Source organism: Hylemonella gracilis ATCC 19624, from assembly GCF_000211835.1.
Classification (GTDB): Bacteria; Pseudomonadota; Gammaproteobacteria; order Burkholderiales; family Burkholderiaceae_C; genus Hylemonella; species Hylemonella gracilis.
The window spans coordinates 1-19290 of sequence record NZ_AEGR01000102.1 but is presented as its reverse complement, the minus strand read 5'-3'; the positions used below and the strand labels follow the sequence as shown (position 1 = coordinate 19290).

Here is a 19290-nt window from a genome sequence, read left to right as displayed (position 1 = left end):
CTTTCCCGTGCGCGGATGGCGGCGCGGCGGCGCCGTCCGCGCGTTCTCGTCCTCACCGCCTGCCTGAGAGGAACACCATGGCCCGGATCATTGGCGCGATCGCCACGTCCCACACGCCCACCATCGGCTTCGCCTACGACAAGAACCAGAAGGACGACCCGGTCTGGGGCCCGATCTTCCAGGCCTTCGATCCCATCCGCGCCTGGCTGGACGAGAAGAAGCCCGACGTGATGTTCGTCATCTACAACGACCACATCACGTCGTTTTTCTTCGATCACTACTCGCCCTTCGTGCTGGGCGTGGGGGACAGTTACCCGGTGGCCGACGAGGGCGGCGGCGCGCGCGCCCTGCCACCCCTGCCAGGGCATCCCGCCTTGGCGCGGCACATCGGCCAGTCGCTCGCCTGCGAGGAGTTCGACCTGTCCTTCTTCCAGGGCAAGCCGTTGGACCATGGCTGCTTCTCGCCCATGTCCATGCTGTGCACGCCGGGGCAGGACTGGCCCGTGCCCATCGTGCCGCTGCAAGTCGGCGTGCTGCAGTTGCCCGTGCCCACGGCCCAGCGTTGCTACAAGATGGGGCAGGCGCTGCGGCGCGCCATCGAGAGCTATCCGGAGGACCTCAAGGTCGTGATCGTCGCCACCGGAGGCTTGTCGCACCAGGTGCATGGCGAGCGCGCGGGCTTCAACAACACCCCCTGGGACCGGCAGTTCCTGGAGCTGATCGAGAAGGACCCGGTGCGTGTGACCGAGCTGACCATCGCGGAACTGGCCGAGCTGGGCGGCGTGGAGGGCGCTGAAATCATCATGTGGCTGATCATGCGCGGCGCGCTCTCAGCTTGCGTGCGCCGCTTGCACCAGTCCTACTATCTGCCGTCCATGACCGGCATCGCCACCCTGATCCTCGAGAACGAGGCGGCGCCCCCCGTGGCGGGGGAGGTGTACCGTCATCGCGCCCGCATGGGCGAGCAACTCGCTGGCGCCGAGCGGCTCAAGGGCACCTACCCCTTCACGCTGGAGCGCAGCGTGAAGACGTACCGCCTCAACCGCTTCTTGCGTGACATGGTGATCCCCGCGCACCGCGAACTGTTCCTGCAGGATCCGGAGGCGGCCTACGCCCGGGCTGGACTGACAGAAGAGGAACGTGACCTGGTGCGCCGGCGCGATTGGCGCGGCTTGATCCATTACGGCTGCATCTTCTTTGGCCTGGAGAAACTGGGGGCAGTGGTGGGCGTGTCCAACCTGCACATCTACGCGGCCATGCGGGGCCAGAGCCTGGAAGAGTTCCAGAAGACGCGCAACGCCCAGGTGCTGTACTCGGTGGCCAGCACCGACGCCAGCAAGAAGGACTGGGCTGGGACCTGAGGACTCCGCGGCTGCAGCAGCAGCCGCGCGCTCAGGCGTTGCCCGTGTCCGCGTCCTCACGCAGGCTTTGCTCCACTTTCTGTAGCAGCGCCACCAGCAAGCGGTTTTCCTCGGCGCTCAGGCTCGCCATGCCCTGGCGCGCCAGCTTGCGCCATCGCTCCTGCTGCGTTTCGTGCAGGCGCTGGCCAGCGGCGCTCAGTTGCAGGCGCTGGCTGCGGCGGTCCTGCGCATCGACCTGGGTTTCAATCAGGCCGCGCTCGCGCAGGTGGCCGATCAGCCGCGCGATCTGCGCCTTGTCGCGCCGGCTGCGCGTCACCAGTTCACTTTGGGTCGCGCCTGGATGACGGGCGATGAACCCCAGCGCCTTGCCTTCCATGTGCGACAACTCGGATGGACCCTCGGGCAACCCGCGCAACTGCTGAGCGCGATGCAAATGCATGATCGCGTGGATCAGCTCAAAAGCCTGCTCGGCCGGCGGCAAATCCTTTCGGTTGACATTATCAACTTGTTTTGACATGATGGTGGACATTATCAACCAATGGAAGCCCCATGGAATTGCATGCACAGACACGCCGCGTTCAACGCGTGCGGCACGAACTCAAGGTGCGCGAGCTGACCGTCGCGCGCATCGAATCCCCCAGCCCGAATTTCGTCAGCGTCACCTTCGCGGGCGAGTCCCTGCACGATTTCGTTTCGGACTCCTTTGACGACCACGTCAAATTCATGCTCGCGCCGGGTGGCGCGGAACCCGTTCGCCGTGACTACACGCCGCGCGCTTTCGACCGTCGCACGGGCGAGCTGACACTGGAATTCGCCTTGCACGGCCACGGTGCCGCGTCCGACTGGGCGCGCCAGGCCCGTGTCGGCCAGACGGCGCTCATCGGTGGCCCCCGCGGCTCCATGATCGTGCCGCTGGACTACGACTGGCATCTGCTCGTGGGCGACGCGACGGCCCTGCCCGCCATCGCCCGGCGGCTGGAGGAACTGCCGGCGAATGCGCGGGTGGAGGTGTTCGTCCACCTGGACGACGTGGCGGACCAGCGCGAGCTGACCAGCGCTGCCCAGGTGCGCGTGCACTGGTGCGCCAGTGCCGACGCGCTGGTGGACGCCGTGCGCGCTTGGACGGTGCCCGCCGGTGAGGGCTTCGCCTGGTGCGCTGGCGAGGCCGCGAGCATGGCCTCCCTGCGTCAGGTGCTTCTGCAGGACAAAGGCCTGCCCAAGGAAGCCGCCCGGATCGCGGTCTACTGGAAGCAGGGCGCGAGCGATTTCCACGAGCGGTTGGAGGGCTGAGGAAGCAAAAAGCCCGCGATCCAAAAGATCGCGGGCTTTCTGTTTCGGGCCATCGGCGTTGGCCCGTTCCACTGTCGTCTACTTGATCTGGACAACAACCTTGCCCTTGGCGCGTCCCTGGGCCAGGTACCCGAGCGCTTCGCGTGCGTGCTCGAAGGGGAAAACCTGGTCGATCACGGGGCGGATTCGTTCGGACGCGAGCAGCTGGCCGATCTCCGCCAATTGGGCGCCGTCCGGGCGCACGAAGAGAAATGAGTAATCCACCTCGCGCTGGGCCGCGAGCCGCATGATCTTGCGACTCATCAGACCGAAGACCAACTTCAGCACGACGTTCAGTCCGCGCGTGGTAGCAAACGCGGCGTCCAGCGGTCCAACCAGGGAAACGATCTTGCCGCCGGGCTTGAGGATGCCGATGGATTTTTCGATCTCGTCGCCCCTGAGCGTGCCCAGCACCATGTCGTAGCCGCGAAGCTCCTTTTCGAATTGTTGCTTCTTGTAGTCGATCACTTCGTCTGCGCCCAGGCCGCGCACCAATGAGACGTTGCCGGTGCTGGTGGTCGTGCCGACCTTGGCGCCAAAGTGCTTGGCCAACTGGATGGCGAAGCTGCCGATGCCGCCGGAGCCGGCCGGGATGAAGACCTTCTGACCCGATTGAATGCCTGCGCGCTCCTTCATGGCTTGCCATGACGTGAGGCCGACCATGGGAATCGAGGCCGCCTGCACGAAGTCGAGGTTCTCGGGCTTGGGCGCCGCCACATGCTCAGGCACCACGGCGAACTCCGCCAGTGAGCCGATACCCAAGTCAAACAGACTGGCGAAGACGGCGTCACCCGACTTGAACCGCGTCACGCGGCGGCCGACCTCTTTCACCACGCCAGACAAGTCACTCCCCATCGTGGCGGGCATTTGAAACTTCAGCACGGGCTTGAACATGCCCGTCGTGATCATGTTGTCGATCGGGTTCAAACCCACCGCGTGGACTTCGACCAACATTTCGTCATCCCGCAAGCTGGGGCGGGGAAGCTCGGACAACCCGATCTCGGGTGATTTGCCGTAGCGCTTGAAGGTGAGGGCTTTCATGAGAGTCTCCTGGGGTCCGCTGGGTCGACGACGGGTTCGGGTGCGTGCTGGATCCTATGACGGGCTGTTGGATGTCGTTTCGGTTTACGCCATCCCGAACATCTTGTGCAGCGACTTGTCGAACAGCGAACGCGGAAGAAAGCGACGCGCGAAAGCCGCTTGCCGTGCGGACTTGCCGGAGGGGTATCGGAGCAACGGGCTCGTGTTGAGCGCTGCCTTCACGATGGTCTCGGCCACGCTTTCCGGCGTATCCGCCTCCGCCATGGCGCGCTCATAGGCCGCGAGGTAGTTGGCGCGGAGGGTGTCGTAGGCGGGCAGTGGCTGGTCTGCGGCTGCGGTGCTCGACTCGAACGAGGTTCTGGTCGCGCCGGGCTCGATCACCGCAATGCGAATGCCGAAGCCCCGCACCTCGTGATCGAGCGATTCGGAGTAGCCCTCCAGGGCGTGCTTGGTCGCCGAGTAATAGGCACTGAACGGCGACGGAATCAACCCGAGGCCCGACCCGACGTTGAGGATGCGCCCGCTGCGTTGTTTGCGCATCAGTGGCAGCACCGCGTTGGTCACGCGCACGACGCCATGGAAATTGGTCTCGAAGAGCGCCCGCACCTGTTCGATGGAGCTTTCTTCGGCGGCACCCGTGATGCCGATGCCGGCATTGTTGACCAGCAGGTCGATGCGTCCCTCCCGCCGCACCAGCTCGGCGATCGCGGCCTGCACGGACGCATCATTCGTGACGTCCAGGGCCAGCAGGGGAAAGGCCCGGTGAGCGCCTGCCGCGCCGCGCCGACTGGTTCCGTAGACCGTGAAGCCTGCGGCGATGAGCTGCAGTGCGGTGGCCTCGCCGATGCCCGAGGAGGCGCCGGTCACCAGCGCCACGCGCCGAGTCGTTTTGGAGTGGTTCATGGAATGTCCTGGTGGATGGGGTGTGTTCGGGCTGCGTCGAAATGGGCACGCACGCTCAAGCGGCGCGCTGGTAACGCGTGGCCGCATGGGCCTGGTGCAGGTCCGACAGCAGACCTTGCCGCGCTGCTTCCAGCGCGTCCCAGCGCCCGGCGTCGGACAGCGGTGGAATCGTCACCGGTTCGCGACGGTCAAAACCGACCAGGGCCGCGTCAACCAGTTCACCAACGTCCATCAGATCGCGCATGGTGTTGATGTCGATGCCGGCGCGTTCCCAGATCTCGGTGCGCGTGCCGGCTGGCAGCACGGCCTGGACGTACACGCCCTTGGGCGCGAGCTCCACGCGCAGCCCTTGGGACAGGAACTGCACATAGGCCTTGGTCGCGCCATAGATGGACATCCCGAACTCGGGTGCGAGGCCGACCACCGAGCCGATGTTGACGATCGCGCCTGCACCCGCTTGGGCGAACCGTGGCGCGACGGCGGCCGCGAGCCGGGTCAGCGCGGTGATGTTGAGCGCGATCAGGCGTTCGATGCTCTCGGGCTTCTGTTGCAGGATGCCGCCTGACTGGGCCATGCCGGCGTTGTTGATCAGGATGCCGATGCGGGCATCGTCGCGCAGGCGCTCTTCGATGGTGGACAGGTCGGATGGGGCCGTGAGGTCGGCTTGCAGCGCGGTGACTTCGACCTTGTGGGCGGCGCGCAGCTTCGCGGCGAGCGCATTCAGGCGGGTGATGTCCCGCGCGACCAGGACCAAGTCGTGGCCGCGTTGCGCGAAACGTTCGGCATAGGTGGCGCCAATGCCGGTGGAGGCGCCGGTGATGAGGACGGTAGGGGTGTTTGCCATGGTGGGACTTTCGTGGAAGGAAGTTGAACCTGGCCTTATGATTTCACTCATAATCAAAAAAGTCAATAGTTTTGATTTCAAACGACATCAATGTATAGTGCGGCGCTGTTGTTGGACGAGGTACAGGATGAAGATCACCAAGGCGCAGTCGCAAGAGAATCGTGCGCGCATCGTCGAAACGGCTTCCACGCTATTCCGTGAGCGTGGTTTCGACGGCGTGAGCGTGGCGGACCTGATGGTCGCCGCGGGGCTCACGCATGGTGGCTTCTACAAGCATTTCGGATCGAAGGCAGACTTGATGACCGAGGCGACCGCGCAGGGACTTGTCGCCAAGATGAGCGAGTACCAGGATCTGGACACCGCCGAGTTCATTGCCCGCTATTTGTCCAGGGAACACCGGGACGAACGGGGCGATGGCTGCACGATGGCGGCCTTGAGCGGTGACGCCGCGCGTCAACCCCCGGCGGTCCAGGCGGCGTTCGCGTCAGGAATCGCCAGCATGCTGGCGGCGGTTGAACGCGGTGCGATGGCGGCGGGTGCGGATCAAGGCGCAGCCCGCGCGAAGGCGATCAGCCTTTTCTCGCAGATGCTCGGGGCGCTGGTGTTGTCTCGTGCCTGCCCGGACGATTCGCCACTGTCCGACGAAATTCTCGATGTCTGCCGCCGTCAGATATTGACCGCGCTTGTGCCCGTGGGCGGAATTCCTCGGTCCAGAAAACGCTGATCAAGGGCAGGAATGCATGCTGCGGATGCGCAGTCATGGGGTGACAAGCACCCGTGGAATACTAGGAACTGTGCTCAGGGCGCAAAAAAAGCCCGCTATCTTTTGGATAGCGGGCTTCCTGTTTTCTTGGTGCCGGAGAAAGGAATCGAACCCTCGACCTTCTCATTACGAATGAGCTGCTCTACCAACTGAGCTACACCGGCGAAGCCTCGGATTATAGGGTATTTGGGATGGCTTTCGACCCGCCCCGGCTGGGCTGCGGCGTCGGGGCAGGGGCGCTGGGCCAAGTCCGGCGGGCTCTCCCGGTGGTCCCGGCGCAAGGGTCGTGTTGGGCGTCTTGGCTAAGCTTGCGCCCATGCGAGCGAACCCGAACCCACCTTCTGGCGAGTACCTGACGGCGCGCGAGGCCGTGCAATGGCTCGACGTGCAACGCCAAACGCTCTACGCCTACGTGAGCCGTGGCCTGATCCGCAGCGTCATCCGCCCGGGTCAGAAGGCGCGCCTTTATCTGCGCGCCGACGTGGAGCGGGTGCACGCCCGGGCGCTGGCCCGCGCCGGGCATGGCGCAGTGGCGGCCGATGCCATGAACCATGGGCAGGCGATCATCTCGACCTCGATCACGGAGATCACGCCCCAGGGGCCGCGCTACCGGGGGCGCCTCGCGACGGAACTCGTGGACGAAGCCGCGTCTTTCGAGGCCGTGGCCGAGCTGCTCTGGCGCGGGCAGTGGGAGCCTCAGGCGCCAGTCTGGCCGGTGGCGGCCACGCCGCGCATGCTGGTGGGCATGGTCGAGGCGCTGCGCGACGCGGCGGGGCGGGACTCCCTGCTGGAGGTGTTCGCCTTGGTGGTGCTGCAGCTGGGTTTGCAGCGGCGTGCGCCGCGAAACGCGCAGGAGAGCGTGCACGACCACGCGCGCGAGATCTTGCAAGTCCTGGTCGGCTGTTGCGGCCTGGCCTCGCGCGATCCGCATTACGTGCCCATGGTGCGGGGCGAGCGCATCGCCGATGCCCTGCTGAGGGCCTTGGGCGGCGAACCCAGCCCGAGCAACCGCGCGGCCATCGGCTTGATGTTGACCTTGCTGGCCGACCATGAGCTGATGCCGGGAACGTTGGCGGTGCGGGTGGCCGCCTCCAGCGGGGCGACTTTGCATGCATGCATCGCCGCGGCCCTGTGCAGCAGCTCGGGCATGAACGTGGCGCACCTGTACGACGATGCCCACGCCTTCCTGGGCGGCGGCGGCAAAGCCGCCTTGCTGCGGCGCGCCTTGGAACGGCATGCCTCGGGCCGGCCCTTGCCGGGGTTTGGCCACGCCTTGTACCCGCAGGGCGATCCGCGGGGCCGCGTGCTGCTGGCATTCATGCGCTCGCACTACCCGCAGCGGCCCCTGCTAGCGGTTTGCGAGGCCATCGAAGAGATCGAGCGTGCCACCGGCCTGCGCGTGCGGCACGAGTTGCCGATGGTGGCGCTGACCCGCGCCATGGGCCTGGGCCAGGAGGCGGCCAGCGCGATCTTCGTCGTCGCGCGCGTGGCGGGGTGGGTGGCGCACATCGAGGAGCAGCGCCGCAGCGGTCAGCTGATGCGACCGCGCGCACGTTTTGTTACGCCTGTTGCGCACGACTCAGCGTCCCCCATCGCGCCGAGGACGGTGCCGAATGCTGGATTGAACAATCAATCTTGACCCTGCCGCGCGGGCCGCTTACCGTGCGTGTGTCCCCGGTTCGCCCAGCGCGCCCGGGGCATGGAACACCTCGGAGACTTCGTGAGCAGGCTGACCCTTTCCGTCGCCATGGGCGACTACGACCGCACGCGTGCGCTGCTGGATGGCGCGGTCCTGATCGACGCCGTCGATCCTCTCTTCATGACCCTGTCGCCGGAAGAGGCCTTCTTCCGTGCCTTCCGGGGCGCCGAGTTCGACGTCAGCGAACTGTCCTTGTCCAGCTACACGCTCAAGGTCTCGCAAGGTGACTGCGCTTATGTCGCGGTGCCCATCTTCATGTCGCGCGCCTTTCGTCACACCGCGATCTACGTGCGGCGCGACCGCATCCGCCAGGCGTCCGACTTGCGTGGCAAGCGCGTGGGCCTGCCCGAGTACCAACTCTCGGCCAATGTCTGGGCGCGCGCGCTGTTGAAGGAGGACTTCGGCATCTTGCCCAGCGACGTGACCTGGGTGCGTGGCGGCATCGAAACACCGGGGCGTCCCGAGAAGCTGCGCATCGAATTGCCCTCGGGGGTGAAGCTGGAAGCCGCCGACGAGACCGACACCTTGTCGGCCATGCTGGACCGCGGTGACATCGATGCTTTCGTCGGCCCGCGCGCGCCCTCGTGCTTCGGCCGCAATCCGGAAGTGGTCTGGCTCTACCCGGACCCGACCGCCGCGGCCCATGACTATTACCGCCGCACCCGTGTCTTTCCGATCATGCACGTGCTGGGTGTGCGCAAGACGCTGGTGGCGCAGCACCCCTGGTTGCCGGTGGCGCTGTACAAGGCCTTCGACGCGGCCAAGAACCTGGCGCTGGAACGGCTGGCCGATCCCTCCGCGCCCAAGACGTCCCTGCCTTTCCTGGAAGAGCAGATCGCGGCGGCGCAACAACTGATGGGGCCGGACTACTGGCCCAACGGCGTGGCCGCCAACCGCCACACGCTGGAGGCCTTCCTGGCTCACCATCATGACCAGGGCCTGTCGAAACGCAGGGTGGCGGTGGAGGAGCTGTTCGCGCCGACCACCTACGAAATGGCCAAGATCTGAAGGACAACGACACCATGACCGCGCACATGACGGCCCAGTCTCCCTCTGCCTCGCTGGTCGCGGACCTCGTGTCCGCCAACCACATCCTGTTTGACCAGGGCGTGGTGGATGCCTTCGGCCACGTCAGTGTGCGCCACGACGTGCATCCCCAGCGCTTCCTGCTGGCGCGCAACATGGCGCCTGGGCAGGTGCAGGCCGAGGACATCGTGCAGTTCGCGCTGGACGGCACGCCCCTGGACGCCGGCGACCGGCGCGTCTACTTGGAGCGCTTCATCCATGGCGCGATCTACCGCGCCCGTCCGGACGTGATCGCCGTCGTGCACAGTCACTCGGCCTCGGTCGTGCCCTTCACCGTGTCGCGCCGCACTCGGCTGGCGCCGGTCTGCCACATGAGCGGTTTCCTGGGCGCGGGCACACCCTTGTTTGAAATCCGCGAGACCGCGGGCGACGCGAGCGACCTGCTGGTGCGTGACGACCGTTTGGGCAGCGCGCTGGCCGAGCGCCTGGGCAGCGCGCACATCGTGCTGATGCGCGGCCATGGCTCCACCGTGGTGGCGCCCTCGCTCAAGCTGGCCGTGTACCGCGCGGTCTACGCGGAGATCAACGCGCGCCTGCAACTGCAGGCCACGCAGCTGGGCGACCCCGAGTTTCTGACGCCGGGCGAATGCCAGGCGTCCATGGACAGCACGGAGGGGCAGGTCGAGCGCCCCTGGAACCTCTGGAAACAAGCGGCCGAACGCCGGCGTTCGTGACGAGGGCGGCGGCGATTCACATCACAACCACACCAGGAGATCACCATGCAGACTTTGTTTTCCCTCGCACGCCGCCACGCGGCCGCAGCGGTCCTGTTGGCCGCGGCGGTGGGGTTGCCGTTCGCGGCGCAGGCGCAGCAGGACTGGCCCTCGCGTCCGGTGCGTGTCATCGTGCCCTCCTCACCAGGCGGCGGCACCGATGCCTTCGCGCGACTGCTGACGCAGGCGCTGTCGGAGCAGCTCAAGCAGTCCTTCGTGGTGGACAACAAGCCGGGCGCTAGCGGCAACATTGGCGCCGATCTGGCGGCCAAGTCCACGCCCGATGGCTACACCTTGCTCATCGCGTCCAATTCCTCGCTGGGCATCAACCCGGTGATCATGAAGAGCATGCCCTTCGACGCCGAGCGTGACCTGATGCCGGTGAGCCGGGGCGTGATGGCGCCCATGGTGCTGGTCGCGTCGCCGTCCACGGGTTGGAAGACGGTGAAGGACCTGATCGCGGCCGGCAAGCAAGAAAGCGCCAAGTACTTTTATGGCTCCGCTGGCGTGGGCAGCCCGCCCTACATCGGCGTGCGCATGCTGGAAGAAGCCTCGGGCGCGCGCTTCACGCATGTGCCTTACAAGGGTGTGGCGCCCGCCTACCAGGACCTCTTGGGCGGTCAGCTCCATTTCATGTACACCGACCTGGCCACGATCGACCAGTACATCAAGGCGGGCAAAGTCGTCGCGCTGGCGGTGAACGAAAAAACCCCGCTGCTGCCCAACGTGCCGACCTTGCAGGAAGCGGGTCTGAACGTGCGTGCCTGGACGTCCTTCAGCATCATGGCGCCGGCCAAGACACCCGCGCCCATCATCAAGAAGCTCAGCGCGGAAATCAGCAAGGCTTTCCACAATCCGGCCGTGCGCCAACGGCTGGAGCAGCAGGCCCTGATCCCCGTGCTGGACACGCCCGAGGCCTTCGCAGTCGAACTGCGCAAGGAGCGTGAGCACTGGGGCCAGTTCATCAAGCGCAACAACATCACGCCTGAATGAGCAAGCGGTGCCGCAGGCACCGCGTGAGGAATACAGCCAAAACTGTGAGAGAGACAGAGAGAGGCGACGTCGATGGGGGAACCTGAGCGGGCAGTGGCTCCCTGGGTTCCATAAAAAAAACCGATGCCCGGCTTGTCCGGGCATCGGCCTTTGTGCGCCGTGCTTGTGCGCCTCGCTTGGGCTCAGGCCTGGTGGTAAGCCGTCACCCGTTCCACTTCGTTCTTGCTGCCGAGGATGACGCTCACGCGTTCGTGCAGCTTCTGGGGTTGGATGTCCAAGATGCGCTGGCGGCCGTTGGTGGACGCGCCGCCGGCCTGCTCAACCAGCCAGCTCATGGGGTTGGCCTCGTACATCAGGCGCAGCTTGCCCGGCTTGTCCGGCTCGCGCTTGTCCCAGGGGTACATGAAGACGCCGCCGCGCGTGAGGATGCGGTGCACATCGGCCACCATGCTGGCGATCCAGCGCATGTTGAAGTCCTTGCCGCGCGGGCCTTCCTTGCCCTGCAGGCATTCGTCGATGTAGCGTTTCACCGGCGCATCCCAGTGGCGCATGTTCGACATATTGATGGCGAATTCCTTCGTGTCCTCGGGAATGCGCACGTTCTCCTGCGTGAGCACAAAGGAGCCTTGCTCGCGGTCCAGCGTGAACATGGCCACACCGTCACCCACGGTCAGCACCAGCGTGGTCTGAGGGCCGTAGACGCAGTAGCCCGCCGCGACCTGCTGCTTGCCGGCCTGCAGGAAGTCGGCTTCGCTGACCGCCTCAACCTTGCGCGGGTCATCGTTCGGCTTCTTGAGCACGCTGAAGATGGTGCCGATGCTCACATTCACGTCGATGTTGCTGCTGCCGTCCAGGGGGTCGAACAGCAGCAGGTACTCGCCCTGCGGGTAGCGGTTGGGCACGGCGTAGATGCTGTCCATCTCCTCGCTGGCCATGGCGGCCAGGTGACCGCCCCATTCATTGGCCTCGATCAGCACCTCGTTGGCGATGATGTCCAGCTTCTTCTGCACCTCGCCCTGCACGTTCTCGCTGTCGGCGCTGCCCAGCACGCCGCCGAGTGCGCCCTTGTTGACCGCGTGGCTGATGCTCTTGCAGGCGCGCGCCACCACCTCGAGCAGCAGGCGCAGCTCGGACGGGATGTGGCCGTGCACGCGCTGCTGTTCAACGAGGTAGCGGCTGAGGGAAATTTTCTGGCTCATGTTCGGGTCTCGTTCATTCTTCGGCGAGTGCGCGGCTCACGACTTCACGCACGTCGTTGCTCAGGTCCGGCTTGGCGGCCACGCGGGCGATGGCTTCGCGGGCGGCGTGGCGGTAGGGCTCGGCCAGCTTCTTCCAGCGGTCGAGAGCGCGCGCCAGACGCGCGGCGACCTGCGGGTTGAGGGCGTCGAGCTCCAGCACGCGCTCGCTCCAGTACACATAACCGGCCGCGTCGGCGCGGTGGAAGGCGCCGGGGTTGGCGCTGCAGTAGCTGAAGATCAGGCTGCGGGCGCGGTTGGGGTTCTTGAGCGTGAAGTCCGGGTGCTTCATGAGTTGCTTGACGGCGGGCAGCACGTCGCCACCGCGGTCCGATGCGCCAGCTTGCAGGGCGAACCACTTGTCCAGCACCAGCGCCTCGTTCTTGAAGAGGGCGTGGAAGCGCTGCAGGGCGTCACGAGCCAGGGCGTGGCCGCTTTGCACCAGCGCGGCCAGGGCGTTGAAGCGGTCCGTCATGTTGCCCGCGTCCTTGAAGCGCTGGTAGGTCTTGCCGGGCCAGACCACGTCGCCGGTTTCGCGCGCGGCCAGGCAGAGCATGGCCAGCGCCAGGCCCGCCAGCGCGCGCCGGCCCGAGGAGACGGCATCGGGCCGATAGGCGCCGGTGTCGTGGTGCTGCTCGTAGGCCCAGGCCCAGTCCTCGCGCAGCTCCAGCGCCAGCTGGCCGCGCATGGCCTCGCGCACGGCATGCACGCGTTGCGGGTCGACGACCTCCAGCTGCTCGGCGATGTAGGTCTCCGAGGGCAGGGTGAGGACGAGTTCCTTGAAGGCCGCGTCCAGCTGCGGGTGGCGCAGCACGGCGCGCATCGCGTCCAGGTAGGCCGCGTCCAAGGGCTGCTCGGTGGCGCCGCTGGCGATGGTCGCCAGGGCGCGCTTGAGCGCCAAGCGCTGGCCGGCTTCCCAGCGGTTGAAGGGATCGCTGTCGTGGGCGAGCAGCGTCAGCAGCTCGGCATCGCTGTAGTCGTAGCGCAGCACCACCGGCGCGCTGAAGCCGCGCAGCAGCGAGGGCACGGGCTCGGACGCCACGCCCTCGAACACCACCTCGGTCTGCGCGTCGCTGAGCACCACGGTGCGAGCGCTGCCGGGGATTTCAAGGCCGTCGGCGTACAGCAGGCCCAGGGCCACGGGGATGACGAAGGGCAGCTTCTCGGCCTGGCCGGGCGTCGGCGGGCAGCTTTGCGTGAGCGTCAGCGTGTAGCGCTGCGCCGCCGCGTCGTAGTGGCCGCGTGCCGCGACCTGGGGCGTGCCCGCCTGGCTGTACCAGCGCTTGAATTGAGGCAGCAGGCGCGCCAGCTCAGAGCTGGGGTTCGCGTCGGCTATGGCTTGGGCGAAGTCGTCGCAGGTCACGGCCTGGCCGTCGTGGCGCTGGAAGTACAGGGCCATGCCCTTGGCGAAGCCTTCGCGTGACGTCAGCGTCTGCTGCATGCGCACGACTTCCGAACCCTTTTCGTACACCGTGACGGTGTAAAAATTGTTGATCTCGATGTAGCTGTCGGGCCGCACCGGGTGGGCCATGGGGCCCGCGTCCTCGGGGAACTGGGCGGTGCGCAGCACGCGCACGTCCTCGATGCGCTTGACCGCGCGGGCGCTGGCCTCGCCGGCCAGGTCCATGCTGAACTCCTGATCGCGGAAGACGGTCAGGCCTTCCTTGAGCGAAAGCTGAAACCAGTCGCGGCAGGTCACGCGGTTGCCGGTCCAGTTGTGGAAGTATTCGTGGCCCACCACGCTTTCGATGTTGGCGTAATCGACATCGGTGGCGGTGGCCTGGCTGGCCAGCACGAACTTGGTGTTGAAGACGTTGAGGCCCTTGTTCTCCATCGCGCCCATGTTGAAGTCGCTCGTCGCGACGATCATGAAGCGGTCCAGGTCCAGCGGCAGCTTGAAGCGTGCTTCGTCCCAGGCGATGGAAGCCATCAGCGAGTTCATCGCGTGCTCGGTCTTGTCCAGGTCGCCCGGGCGCACGTAGACCTGCAACAGGTGCTCGCGGCCGTTGCGCGCCTTGATGCGCTGCTCGCGCGCGACCAGCTGGCCCGCCACCAGGGCGAAGAGGTAGCAGGGCTTCTTGTGCGGATCGACCCACTTGGCGTAGTGACGGCCGCCGTCCAGATCGCCTTGCTCGACCAGGTTGCCGTTGGACAGCAGCACGGGGTACTTCTTCTTGTCCGCTCGCAGGGTGACGGTGTAGCTGGCCATCACGTCCGGGCGGTCCAAGAAGTAGGTGATGCGGCGAAAGCCCTCGGCTTCGCATTGCGTGAAGAACGTGCCCTGGCTCACGTACAGGCCCATGAGCTTGCTGTTTTTCTCGGGCGCGCAGGTCGTGAAGATTTCGAGGTCGAAGGCGTCTGTAACCGTGGGCAGGTTCTCCAGCACCAGCTGGTCGCCCTCGGTCTTGAAGCTCGTGCCCTGGCCGTTGACCAGCACGCGCGCCAAGTTGAGTTCCTCGCCATCGAGCTTCAGGGCCTGGGCCGCGACCTCGGGGTTGCGGCGCAGGCGCATCTTGTTGAGCACGCGGGTCTTGGCCGGGTCCAGGTCGAAAGTCAGCTCGACGCTGTCGATCCAGTAGGCGGGGGCCGCGTAGTCCTCGCGCCGGATGACGGTGGTTTGTCCTTCACGCATGATTTCAGACTCCCTGCTTCAGTGAGGCTTCGATGAATGGGTCGAGATCGCCATCCAGAACCTTCTGGGTGGCCGAGGTCTCGTAGTTGGTGCGCAGGTCCTTGATGCGGCTCTGGTCCAGCACGTAGCTGCGGATCTGGTGGCCCCAGCCCACGTCGGTCTTGGTGTCCTCGAGCTTCTGCTGCTCTTCCATGCGCTTGCGCATTTCAAAGTCGTAGAGACGGCTGCGCAGGCGTTTCCAGGCCACGTCGCGGTTGCTGTGCTGGCTGCGGCCGTCCTGGCACTGCACCACGATGCCGGTGGGGATGTGGGTCAGGCGCACGGCCGAGTCGGTCTTGTTGATGTGCTGGCCGCCCGCGCCGCTGGCGCGGAAGGTGTCGGTGCGCACGTCGGCCGGGTTGATTTCGATCTCGATGGTGTCGTCGATTTCCGGGTAGACGAAGATCGACGCGAAGCTGGTGTGGCGCCCGCCCGAACTGTCGAAGGGCGACTTGCGCACCAGGCGGTGCACGCCCGTTTCGGTGCGCAGCAGGCCGAAGGCGTAGTCGCCCTCGATCTTGATGGTCGCGCTCTTGATGCCAGCCGTGTCGCCCGGGGTTTCGTCTTCCACCGTGGCCTTGAAGCCCTTGCGCTCGGCGTACTTGAGGTACTGGCGCAGCAGCATGCTGGCCCAGTCGCAGGCCTCGGTGCCGCCCGCGCCGGCCTGGATGTCCAGGAAGGCGGGCAGGGGGTCGGCCGGGTTGTTGAACATGCGGCGGAATTCGAGCTTCTCAACGATTTCCGCGAGCTTGCCAGCCTCGGCCTGGATGGTCCGCAGGCCCGCTTCGTCACCGTCTTCCTTGCTCATCTCGAAGAGCTCGGAGTTGTCGGCCAGTTCGCTGGTCAGCCGGTTGAGCGTGACGACCACTTCGTCCAGCGACTTTTTCTCCTTGCCGAGTTCCTGCGCCTTCTTGGGGTCGTTCCAGACCGTGGGGTCTTCCAAGGAGGCGTTGACCGTCCTCAGCCGTTCAGCCTTGGCATCGTAGTCAAAGATACCCCCGAAGTTCGACCGTGCGCTGGCTGAGGTCGGCCAGTTGAGCGCCGATGGCGTTGATCTGTTCTGCGTCCATGGTGGGGAGTCCTGTCGTGTTCCGAGGTGTTCTGAGCGGGCTGCCGACGGCAGCGTTCCGATTCCGAAAACCCCGTATTTTAGGTTCCCAAGGACGCCCGCCGGACACCCCGGACCGGCCAGGGATGTTTCAGAAGCTGTGGTCGAAGCCCAGGGCAAAACCCGCGGTGCCCAGCACCATCAACTGCACGCTGTCGCGGGTGCTGACCTGGTAGCCCAAGGCTGGGACGATGCCGGGGGAAAAGCCGTTGTGGTTCAGCGGCACTTTGTCGGCGTATTGGCCTGTGTAGCCGTAGATGATGCCCGCGGTGACCTTGGCCGACAGCCGGGGCGTGTCCAAAAAGTCCTGTTGCTGGTAGCCCGCGTAAGCATAGGCCGAGGGCTGGCCAAAGGAGTTGCGGAACACGGCCAGACCGAGCAACTGCTGGGTGTCTTGCTGCTTTTCCAGGGAGAGGATGAAGACTTCCCGATGCTCCGGGTTGTGATGCCAGTGGTAGGCATAGGGCACGGCGGTGAGCTTCCACGGAAATTCCAGGGGCTCATCGGTGGCGTCAGAGGGCACCGCGCTGTCTTGCGGGGGCAAATCCCGCGCATGACTGTGACTGTGGAGGGCGCCCAGCATCAGGGCGGCAAGGGCGAGACGAGACAAGAGAGCGTGCATGGACCGGATCGGGGCGGACAGGGGCGTCCGAGAGCAGGTGAGGGCCGTATTCTCAGGGCACTTCGCAGCGCTTCAGGGCAGCGGAGCTTCCGCCGTGAGGAAATCTTCGATCAAGCTGGCCAGCTGTTCGGGTTGATCGTGATGCAGCATGTGCGCGGCGTCTTGGATCACTTCGCGGTGCAAGCGAGGCACGGACTGCAGCCGCTCATGGAATTCCGCCAGGCTGTAGCGGCCTTGCCACCACTGTTCCATTTGTGTCTCGGAGGCCTCGACGACCAGCACCGGGGCAGTGATGGCGGCGTAGGCGGCCCGCACTTCCTCCACCCGGTAGAGCTGGGGGTTGACAATCTTGTGCGCGGCGTCGCCCAGGATTTCCCACGAGCCCTGGTTCGGCCCCTGCGTGATGGGCCGAGCCCATTGCCGCGCCAGCCATTGCGCCTTGTCCTCGGGCAGGCGCGGGTTGGTCTTTATGAGCCGACGAGCCACGCCGTCAGCGTCGGCATAGGTTTTGAGCGCCAACTCACCGCGATGAAATTGCTTCAGTTCATCCATCCACGTGGCGTGACGCGCGGGGGCCTGCTCGGGCTGGGTGGCGGGCAGGCCAAAGCCTTCGAGGTTGATGAGGCGGCGGATGCGTTGGGGCCGAGCACCCGCGTACAGCATGACTACGTTGCCGCCCATGCTGTGGCCCAGCAAGTCCACCGGCTGGCCGGGGGCGATCTGGTCCAGCAGGAAGTCCAGGTCGGCCAGGTAGTCGGGGAACCCGTAGTGGTCTTGCACGGGACCTTGGGTCAGGCCAAAGCCGCGCCAGTCCGCCGCGATGATGGGACGACCCTGCACGAAGGACTCACTAAAGGCGTCCACCACGAACTGGAAGGACGCGGCCACGTCCATCCAGCCGTGCATCAGCACCAGGGGTGGTTGGGCGCCGGCCTGCGCGCCCGCGTGTGTTCCTTCGGGTCCCCAGCGCAGCACGTGGTAGTTCAGGGTACGGACGGGGACATGGCCGCTGTGGGCAACGCGACGAGGCTGGTACATGGCCTGATCATACGAAGGCCTGCCGACGCGCTCAGTCAATGGCGTGACTCCGGCGCCGCGCCGTGGCTGGCCGTAAACTCGCCGGGCATTCCTTCGAACCCGAGAAAGAAAGACACCATGACCCCTGCGATGAACCTCGTCCCGCTTGGCACCAGCGACCTGCGCGTCACGCCCATCTGTCTGGGCACGATGACCTTTGGCGAGCAGGTGAGTGAGGCGGACGCGCACGCCATCCTGGACCGTTCCCTGGACCGTGGCGTGAACTTCCTGGACACCGCCGAGATGTACTCGGTGCCCGCGCGGGCTGAAACCTTCAACGCCACCGAGAAAATCATCGGCAATTGGCTCGCCAAGCGCCCCGACGCCCGCAAGAAGATGGTGCTGGCGACCAAGGTGGCCGGGCCCTCGCGGGGCATGCCTTGGGTGCGCAATGGCGCGACGGACGTTACGCCCGCCGACATCATCGCGGCCTGCGAAGGCAGCCTCAAGCGGATGAAGACGGACGTCATCGATCTCTACCAGATCCACTGGCCGGTGCGCCACGTGCCGGCTTTCGGCGCCATGTATTTCGACGTGGAGAAATCCAAGAAGGAAGACGCGAAGCTCACGCCCATCCTCGCTCAGCTGGAGGCGATGGACAAGCTGGTGAAGGCCGGCAAGGTGCGTGCCATCGGTCTGTCCAACGAAACGCCTTACGGCGTGCACGAGTTCGTGCGCCTGGCCGAGCAACATGGCCTGCCGCGCGTGGCCACGGTGCAGAACCCCTATTGCCTGAGCAACCGCACGGTGGAGAACGGGCTGGACGAAACGCTGCACCGTCTGAACGTGGGATTGCTGGCCTATTCCCCGCTGGGCTTTGGCGCCTTGACGGGCAAGTACGACGCGAGCGGCTTCATCGGCCCCGGCGCGCCGGAGCAGGCTCGTCTGACCAAGTTCGAGTCTTCGCGCAAGCAGCGCTGGGGGCGCCCCGAGGCGCTGGAAGCCGCGCGCCGTTACAACGCGCTGGCCCGCGCGCATGGCCTGACGCCGACGCGCATGGCGCTGGCGTTTTGCTACACCAAGTGGCAGGTGGCGAGCACCATCATCGGCGTGACCTCGGTGGCGCAGCTGGACGAGGACCTGGACGCCTGGGGCACGACGCTGTCGCCCGAGTTGCTGCAGGCGATCGACCAGATTCGCAAGGAGATCCGCGACCCGGCGGTCTGAGCGGGCGTTCGTGCATGGCGAAGAAAGAGCACGTTTCAGAAACCCCTGCGACGGCCTTGCTCAAGGCGCGCGGCGTGGTGTTCACCGAGCATCTGTACGACTACGTGGAGCACGGCGGCACGGCGGAATCGTCGCGGCAGCTTGGGTTTCCGGAGCACGAGGTGGTGAAGACGCTGGTCATGCAGGACCAGGACGCCAAGCCCTTGATCGTGCTGATGCATGGCGACCGCAAGGTGTCCACCAAGAACCTCGCGCGGCAAATCGGCGCTAAGTCGGTCGAACCCTGCAAGCCCGAGGTGGCGAACCGGCACAGCGGTTACTTGGTGGGCGGCACCTCGCCTTTCGGGACGAAGCGCGAGATGCCCGTCTACATCGAGGAAAGCATCCTGGCCTTGCCCAGGATCGCCATCAATGGAGGGCAGCGCGGGTATCTGGTGGGGATTGCGCCGTTGGTGTGCGTGGAATTGCTGAATGCCAAGACGGTGAATTGCGCGTTGGTGGATTGACGGGTTTGTTGGCGTTTGGTGTGCTTGCTGGGGTGGCGTTGCGCAAGCCGGGCTGTGCGCCAAGTCGCTCATACGGGGCCGGTCGGCTTTGCCGACTTCGCAGCGTCAGGGCGGCGCACGCCTGTCCGGCATAACTCACTGCGCGCCTGCGGCGCTCCGTTCAGACAGGATG

At 65.8% G+C, this 19290-nt stretch carries 18 protein-coding genes and 1 tRNA gene; 9 read left to right on the top strand and 10 right to left on the bottom strand.

Annotation, left to right across the window (positions count from 1 at the left end; genetic code table 11):
* Nucleotides 1-77 precede the first annotated feature (77 nt).
* Entirely contained in the window at nucleotides 78-1361 is a 1284-nt protein-coding gene (locus HGR_RS15300; protein ID WP_006299270.1) for a gallate dioxygenase, read from the top strand.
* Nucleotides 1362-1392: 31 nt separating this feature from the next.
* Here HGR_RS15300 and HGR_RS15295 read toward each other — a convergent pair whose 3' ends face one another.
* Entirely contained in the window at nucleotides 1393-1878 is a 486-nt protein-coding gene (locus tag HGR_RS15295; RefSeq protein WP_039853838.1) for a MarR family winged helix-turn-helix transcriptional regulator, read from the bottom strand.
* A 32-nt stretch (nucleotides 1879-1910) separates the two neighbouring features.
* On the opposite strand from HGR_RS15295, the gene HGR_RS15290 reads away from it, so the two are divergent.
* A complete protein-coding gene (locus HGR_RS15290) occupies nucleotides 1911-2651 on the top strand; it encodes a siderophore-interacting protein (RefSeq protein ID WP_006299268.1) in 741 nt (246 codons plus the stop codon).
* Between the two features lie 78 nt (nucleotides 2652-2729).
* Here the strand turns inward: HGR_RS15290 and HGR_RS15285 are convergent, their stop codons facing one another.
* The 3 genes from HGR_RS15285 to HGR_RS15275 form a co-directional block, all read right to left on the bottom strand.
* Nucleotides 2730-3731 (bottom strand): NADP-dependent oxidoreductase, encoded by a 1002-nt coding sequence (locus tag HGR_RS15285; RefSeq protein ID WP_006299267.1) that lies wholly within the window; start codon nucleotides 3729-3731, stop codon nucleotides 2730-2732.
* 84 nt (nucleotides 3732-3815) lie between these two features.
* The gene (locus HGR_RS15280; RefSeq protein WP_006299266.1) at nucleotides 3816-4634 is read right to left on the bottom strand and encodes an oxidoreductase; all 819 of its coding nucleotides are present in this window, start codon (nucleotides 4632-4634) and stop codon (nucleotides 3816-3818) included.
* A gap of 55 nt (nucleotides 4635-4689) precedes the next feature.
* Nucleotides 4690-5478: an SDR family NAD(P)-dependent oxidoreductase gene (locus tag HGR_RS15275; protein ID WP_006299265.1), complete on the bottom strand. Its 789-nt coding sequence runs from the start codon at nucleotides 5476-5478 to the stop codon at nucleotides 4690-4692.
* A 127-nt stretch (nucleotides 5479-5605) separates the two neighbouring features.
* Between HGR_RS15275 and HGR_RS15270 the strand changes: the two genes are divergently transcribed.
* Nucleotides 5606-6202, top strand: coding sequence for a TetR/AcrR family transcriptional regulator (locus tag HGR_RS15270; protein ID WP_006299264.1), 597 nt, complete (start codon nucleotides 5606-5608; stop codon nucleotides 6200-6202).
* Nucleotides 6203-6329: 127 nt separating this feature from the next.
* On the opposite strand, the gene HGR_RS15265 is transcribed toward HGR_RS15270, so the two are convergent.
* Nucleotides 6330-6405 (bottom strand) — tRNA-Thr (locus tag HGR_RS15265).
* A 152-nt stretch (nucleotides 6406-6557) separates the two neighbouring features.
* On the opposite strand from HGR_RS15265, the gene HGR_RS15260 reads away from it, so the two are divergent.
* The 4 genes from HGR_RS15260 (at nucleotide 6558) to HGR_RS15245 (ending at nucleotide 10732) form a co-directional block, all read left to right on the top strand.
* Nucleotides 6558-7880: a citrate synthase gene (locus HGR_RS15260; RefSeq protein ID WP_006299263.1), complete on the top strand. Its 1323-nt coding sequence runs from the start codon at nucleotides 6558-6560 to the stop codon at nucleotides 7878-7880.
* Between the two features lie 81 nt (nucleotides 7881-7961).
* Nucleotides 7962-8948: an aliphatic sulfonate ABC transporter substrate-binding protein gene (locus HGR_RS15255; RefSeq protein WP_039853828.1), complete on the top strand. Its 987-nt coding sequence runs from the start codon at nucleotides 7962-7964 to the stop codon at nucleotides 8946-8948.
* A gap of 14 nt (nucleotides 8949-8962) precedes the next feature.
* Nucleotides 8963-9700, top strand: a complete 738-nt coding sequence (locus HGR_RS15250) for a class II aldolase/adducin family protein (RefSeq protein ID WP_006299261.1) — start codon at nucleotides 8963-8965, stop codon at nucleotides 9698-9700.
* Between the two features lie 45 nt (nucleotides 9701-9745).
* Nucleotides 9746-10732 (top strand): Bug family tripartite tricarboxylate transporter substrate binding protein, encoded by a 987-nt coding sequence (locus tag HGR_RS15245; RefSeq protein WP_006299260.1) that lies wholly within the window; start codon nucleotides 9746-9748, stop codon nucleotides 10730-10732.
* A gap of 182 nt (nucleotides 10733-10914) precedes the next feature.
* Here HGR_RS15245 and HGR_RS15240 read toward each other — a convergent pair whose 3' ends face one another.
* The 5 genes from HGR_RS15240 to HGR_RS15220 all read right to left on the bottom strand — a co-directional run bounded on the left by HGR_RS15240 (nucleotide 10915) and on the right by HGR_RS15220 (nucleotide 17406).
* Nucleotides 10915-11931, bottom strand: coding sequence for a class 1 fructose-bisphosphatase (locus tag HGR_RS15240; protein WP_006299259.1), 1017 nt, complete (start codon nucleotides 11929-11931; stop codon nucleotides 10915-10917).
* Nucleotides 11932-11944: 13 nt separating this feature from the next.
* A complete protein-coding gene (pepN, locus tag HGR_RS15235) occupies nucleotides 11945-14599 on the bottom strand; it encodes an aminopeptidase N (RefSeq protein WP_006299258.1) in 2655 nt (884 codons plus the stop codon).
* Nucleotides 14600-14603: 4 nt separating this feature from the next.
* Nucleotides 14604-15708, bottom strand: a protein-coding gene (prfB, locus tag HGR_RS17445) for a peptide chain release factor 2 (RefSeq protein WP_138922566.1) whose coding sequence is annotated in 2 segments (ribosomal slippage) — nucleotides 14604-15626 and nucleotides 15628-15708 — 1104 coding nt in all. Because the reading frame shifts where the segments join, the coding sequence is not laid out codon by codon here.
* 129 nt (nucleotides 15709-15837) lie between these two features.
* Complete coding sequence (locus HGR_RS15225) at nucleotides 15838-16368, bottom strand: hypothetical protein (RefSeq protein WP_006299256.1); 531 nt, start codon at nucleotides 16366-16368, stop codon at nucleotides 15838-15840.
* A 72-nt stretch (nucleotides 16369-16440) separates the two neighbouring features.
* Nucleotides 16441-17406: an alpha/beta fold hydrolase gene (locus HGR_RS15220; RefSeq protein WP_006299255.1), complete on the bottom strand. Its 966-nt coding sequence runs from the start codon at nucleotides 17404-17406 to the stop codon at nucleotides 16441-16443.
* Nucleotides 17407-17535: 129 nt separating this feature from the next.
* Between HGR_RS15220 and HGR_RS15215 the strand changes: the two genes are divergently transcribed.
* Both HGR_RS15215 and HGR_RS15210 read left to right on the top strand, forming a co-directional pair.
* Nucleotides 17536-18612 (top strand): aldo/keto reductase, encoded by a 1077-nt coding sequence (locus tag HGR_RS15215; RefSeq protein ID WP_006299253.1) that lies wholly within the window; start codon nucleotides 17536-17538, stop codon nucleotides 18610-18612.
* A gap of 14 nt (nucleotides 18613-18626) precedes the next feature.
* A complete protein-coding gene (locus tag HGR_RS15210; RefSeq protein WP_006299252.1) occupies nucleotides 18627-19118 on the top strand; it encodes an aminoacyl-tRNA deacylase in 492 nt (163 codons plus the stop codon).
* Nucleotides 19119-19290 lie beyond the last annotated feature (172 nt).